This window comes from Rhodoferax sp. GW821-FHT02C08 (genome assembly GCF_059421805.1).
The window spans coordinates 1-5460 of the sequence record NZ_JBWKVR010000051.1 but is presented as its reverse complement, the minus strand read 5'-3'; the positions used below and the strand labels follow the sequence as shown (position 1 = coordinate 5460).

The window sequence follows — 5460 nt, the reverse complement described above, 5'->3', positions numbered from 1 at the left end:
CTAGCATGCTTTTTAGAGCATGCCCGCAAAACGTTTCCGTTTTCTTTAGTGCTTATTGCGTAAACACTAAAGAAAACGCCCAGTCAGCTGACTGGGCGTTTCTTGCTGTAATAGCCTGACGATGACCTACTTTCACACGGGAACCCGCACTATCATCGGCGCAGAGGCGTTTCACTGTCCTGTTCGGGATGGGAAGGAGTGGGACCACCTCGCTATGGTCATCAGGCATAACTTGTTGCCACCCTGACATCGGTCAGGGCAACGAATTCATAGAGATTTAATCAGCTCCGGTATCGCACCGGATATGTGTTTTTGAATGCGTCACTTGGCATAACTAATCCTTGATACCACTTGCGTAGATCAAAGTTATAGGGTCAAGCCGCACGAGCAATTAGTATCAGTTAGCTTAACGCATTACTGCGCTTCCACACCTGACCTATCAACGTCCTGGTCTTGAACGACTCTTTAGGGGGCTCAAGGCCCCGGCAGATCTCATCTTGAAACGAGTTTCCCGCTTAGATGCTTTCAGCGGTTATCTCTTCCACACTTAGCTACTCGGCAATGCCACTGGCGTGACAACCGATACACCAGAGGTGTGTCCACTCCGGTCCTCTCGTACTAGGAGCAGGCTTCCTCAAATCTGCAGCGCCCACGGAAGATAGGGACCAAACTGTCTCACGACGTTTTAAACCCAGCTCACGTACCTCTTTAAATGGCGAACAGCCATACCCTTGGGACCGGCTACAGCCCCAGGATGAGATGAGCCGACATCGAGGTGCCAAACACCGCCGTCGATATGAACTCTTGGGCGGTATCAGCCTGTTATCCCCAGAGTACCTTTTATCCGTTGAGCGATGGCCCTTCCATACAGAACCACCGGATCACTATGTCCTGCTTTCGCATCTGCTCGACTTGTCAGTCTCGCAGTTAAGCACGCTTATGCCATTGCACTATCATCACGATGTCCGACCGTAACTAGCGTACCTTCGAACTCCTCCGTTACGCTTTGGGAGGAGACCGCCCCAGTCAAACTGCCTACCATGCACTGTCCCCGATCCAGATAATGGACCTAGGTTAGAACCTCAAACACACCAGGGTGGTATTTCAACGTTGGCTCCATGCGATCTAGCGACCACACTTCAAAGCCTCCCACCTATCCTACACAGATCTGTTCAAAGTCCAATACAAAGCTACAGTAAAGGTTCATGGGGTCTTTCCGTCTTTCCGCGGGGAGATTGCATCATCACAAACATTTCAACTTCGCTGAGTCTCAGGAGGAGACAGTGTGGCCATCGTTACGCCATTCGTGCAGGTCGGAACTTACCCGACAAGGAATTTCGCTACCTTAGGACCGTTATAGTTACGGCCGCCGTTTACTGGGACTTCAATCAAGAGCTTGCACCCCATCATTTAATCTTCCAGCACCGGGCAGGCGTCACACCCTATACGTCCACTTTCGTGTTTGCAGAGTGCTGTGTTTTTAATAAACAGTCGCAGCCACCGATTTTTTGCAACCCCGTTGGGCTCCATCCGCGAAGGACTTCACCTACTAAAGGCACACCTTCTTCCGAAGTTACGGTGTCAATTTGCCGAGTTCCTTCTCCTGAGTTCTCTCAAGCGCCTTAGAATACTCATCTCGCGCACCAGTGTCGGTTTGCGGTACGGTCGTGTGTAGCTGAAGCTTAGTGGCTTTTCCTGGAAGCAGGGTATCACTCACTTCGGCTGCAAGCAGCCTCGTTATCACCCCTCATCTAAGCCCGGCGGATTTACCTACCAGGCACGACTACAGGCTTGAACCAACATATCCAACAGTTGGCTGAGCTAACCTTCTCCGTCCCCACATCGCACTACACATCGGTACAGGAATATTGACCTGTTTCCCATCAACTACGCATCTCTGCCTCGCCTTAGGGGCCGACTCACTCTACGCCGATGAACGTTGCGTAGAAAACCTTGCGCTTACGGCGAGGGGGCTTTTCACCCCCTTTAACGCTACTCATGTCAGCATTCGCACTTCTGATACCTCCAGCAGGGTTTACACCACCACCTTCACAGGCCTACAGAACGCTCTCCTACCACTTGCAATAAATTGCAAATCCGCAGCTTCGGTAACTGGCTTAGCCCCGTTACATCTTCCGCGCAGGACGACTCGATCAGTGAGCTATTACGCTTTCTTTAAATGATGGCTGCTTCTAAGCCAACATCCTGACTGTTTTAGCCTTCCCACTTCGTTTCCCACTTAGCCAATTTTAGGGACCTTAGCTGGCGGTCTGGGTTGTTTCCCTCTTGAGTCCGGACGTTAGCACCCGGTGCTCTGTCTCCCAAGCTGTACTCGTCGGTATTCGGAGTTTGCATTGGTTTGGTAAGTCGCCATGACCCCCTAGCCAAAACAGTGCTCTACCCCCGACGGTAATACTTGAGGCACTACCTAAATAGTTTTCGGAGAGAACCAGCTATTTCCAAGTTTGTTTAGCCTTTCACCCCTATCCACAGCTCATCCGCTAGTTTTGCAACACTAGTCGGTTCGGACCTCCAGTGCGTGTTACCGCACCTTCATCCTGGCCATGGATAGATCACTTGGTTTCGGGTCTACACCCAGCGACTGAATCGCCCTATTCGGACTCGGTTTCCCTACGCCTTCCCTATTCGGTTAAGCTTGCCACTGAATGTAAGTCGCTGACCCATTATACAAAAGGTACGCAGTCACCCCTTTCAAGGCTCCTACTTTTTGTAAGCATGCGGTTTCAGGATCTATTTCACTCCCCTCCCGGGGTTCTTTTCGCCTTTCCCTCACGGTACTAGTTCACTATCGGTCAATGATGAGTATTTAGCCTTGGAGGATGGTCCCCCCATATTCAGACAGGATTTCTCGTGTCCCGCCCTACTTTTCGTTAACTTAGTACCACGCGTCTGTTTTCACGTACGGGGCTATCACCCGCTATGGCTAGCTTTTCCAAGCTATTCCGTTAACAGTCGCGCTATCACTAACAGGCTTTTCCGATTTCGCTCGCCACTACTTTCGGAATCTCGGTTGATGTCTTTTCCTCGAGCTACTGAGATGTTTCAGTTCACCCGGTTCGCCTCGCATGACTATGTATTCATCATGCGATACCCCTAAGGGTGGGTTTCCCCATTCAGAAATCTCCGGATCAAAGCTAATTTGCCAGCTCCCCGAAGCTTATCGCAGGCTATCACGTCTTTCGTCGCCTATCATTGCCAAGGCATCCACCACATGCTCTTATTCACTTGACCCTATAACTTTGACGTCTCTTTACAGAAACACCGCCGTTGTCTTCAAGGAATGTTTGATTGGTCTTTCACCAATCGCGTTATGCCGTAAACAACTACAGCCCTTTCGAGCTTTCATCGTTAATTTTGAATTTCAAACCAAAGTCTGAATATTCGTTTTGACGCAATCAAAAATTTGTCGCTAGCGGCACGGTCTGCACTAAACCTTTACGAATGTGCAGTTTCCGCTAGCAACGCTGATTAAACTCTATGAATTTTTAATGAACAGCCGATTAACCTTTCGGTTAATTTATATCGATCAATAGATATTGATCAACAACAAAGTAGCCTCGTTAAAAGCCACTTTGGTGTTGAATAGATAAGCACCAACAATATTGGTGGAGGTGACAGGACTCGAACCCGCTACCTACTGCTTGCAAAGCAGCCGCTCTCCCAGCTGAGCTACACCCCCACAAAAACGGCAGTGTTGTTGAATGGATGGTGGGTCTGGTTGGTTTCGAACCAACGACCCCCGCCTTATCAAGACGGTGCTCTAACCAACTGAGCTACAGACCCAAGCCGGTCGCTCTGAGATTCATTTCAAACAAAATCAAGGACTTCGTTTAAAAATTGTCTTAGCGACAACCTTCCAACAACCGATAAGTGTGGGCATTCAAATTTGATTGCAGTTTCCAGAAAGGAGGTGATCCAGCCGCACCTTCCGATACGGCTACCTTGTTACGACTTCACCCCAGTCACGAACCCTGCCGTGGTAATCGCCCTCCTTACGGTTAGGCTAACTACTTCTGGCAGAACCCGCTCCCATGGTGTGACGGGCGGTGTGTACAAGACCCGGGAACGTATTCACCGTGACATTCTGATCCACGATTACTAGCGATTCCGACTTCACGCAGTCGAGTTGCAGACTGCGATCCGGACTACGACTGGTTTTATGGGATTAGCTCCCCCTCGCGGGTTGGCAACCCTTTGTACCAGCCATTGTATGACGTGTGTAGCCCCACCTATAAGGGCCATGAGGACTTGACGTCATCCCCACCTTCCTCCGGTTTGTCACCGGCAGTCTCACTAGAGTGCCCAACTAAATGTAGCAACTAATGACAAGGGTTGCGCTCGTTGCGGGACTTAACCCAACATCTCACGACACGAGCTGACGACAGCCATGCAGCACCTGTGTTACGGCTCTCTTTCGAGCACGAAGCTATCTCTAGCGACTTCCGTACATGTCAAAGGTGGGTAAGGTTTTTCGCGTTGCATCGAATTAAACCACATCATCCACCGCTTGTGCGGGTCCCCGTCAATTCCTTTGAGTTTCAACCTTGCGGCCGTACTCCCCAGGCGGTCAACTTCACGCGTTAGCTTCGTTACTGAGTCAGTGAAGACCCAACAACCAGTTGACATCGTTTAGGGCGTGGACTACCAGGGTATCTAATCCTGTTTGCTCCCCACGCTTTCGTGCATGAGCGTCAGTACAGGTCCAGGGGATTGCCTTCGCCATCGGTGTTCCTCCGCATATCTACGCATTTCACTGCTACACGCGGAATTCCATCCCCCTCTACCGTACTCTAGCTATGCAGTCACAAATGCAGGTCCCAGGTTGAGCCCGGGGATTTCACATCTGTCTTACATAACCGCCTGCGCACGCTTTACGCCCAGTAATTCCGATTAACGCTCGCACCCTACGTATTACCGCGGCTGCTGGCACGTAGTTAGCCGGTGCTTATTCTTACGGTACCGTCATTAGCCCACCGTATTAGGGCAGACCGTTTCGTTCCGTACAAAAGCAGTTTACAACCCGAAGGCCTTCATCCTGCACGCGGCATTGCTGGATCAGGCTTGCGCCCATTGTCCAAAATTCCCCACTGCTGCCTCCCGTAGGAGTCTGGACCGTGTCTCAGTTCCAGTGTGGCTGGTCGTCCTCTCAGACCAGCTACAGATCGTCGCCTTGGTGGGCTTTTACCCCACCAACTAGCTAATCTGATATCGGCCGCTCCAATCGCGCGAGGTCTTGCGATCCCCCGCTTTCATCCAGAGATCGTATGCGGTATTAGCACAGCTTTCGCTGCGTTATCCCCCACGACTGGGCACGTTCCGATATATTACTCACCCGTTCGCCACTCGTCAGCTTAACCTGTTACCGTTCGACTTGCATGTGTAAGGCATGCCGCCAGCGTTCAATCTGAGCCAGGATCAAACTCTATAGTTCGATCTTGA

General features: G+C 50.8%; 2 tRNA genes and 3 rRNA genes. All 5 read right to left on the bottom strand.

Going from position 1 to position 5460, the window contains the following annotated elements:
• Window positions 1-113: 113 nt before the first annotated feature.
• Window positions 114-226, bottom strand: a 5S ribosomal RNA gene (rrf, locus tag AC07VY_RS26470).
• A gap of 144 nt (window positions 227-370) precedes the next feature.
• Window positions 371-3252 (bottom strand): 23S ribosomal RNA (locus AC07VY_RS26465).
• A 372-nt stretch (window positions 3253-3624) separates the two neighbouring features.
• A tRNA-Ala gene (locus tag AC07VY_RS26460) sits at window positions 3625-3700 on the bottom strand.
• A 27-nt stretch (window positions 3701-3727) separates the two neighbouring features.
• Window positions 3728-3804, bottom strand: a tRNA-Ile gene (locus tag AC07VY_RS26455).
• 120 nt (window positions 3805-3924) lie between these two features.
• A 16S ribosomal RNA gene (locus AC07VY_RS26450) occupies window positions 3925-5452 on the bottom strand.
• Together the 16S, 23S and 5S rRNA genes with 2 tRNA genes alongside form the textbook arrangement of a ribosomal RNA operon.
• Window positions 5453-5460 lie beyond the last annotated feature (8 nt).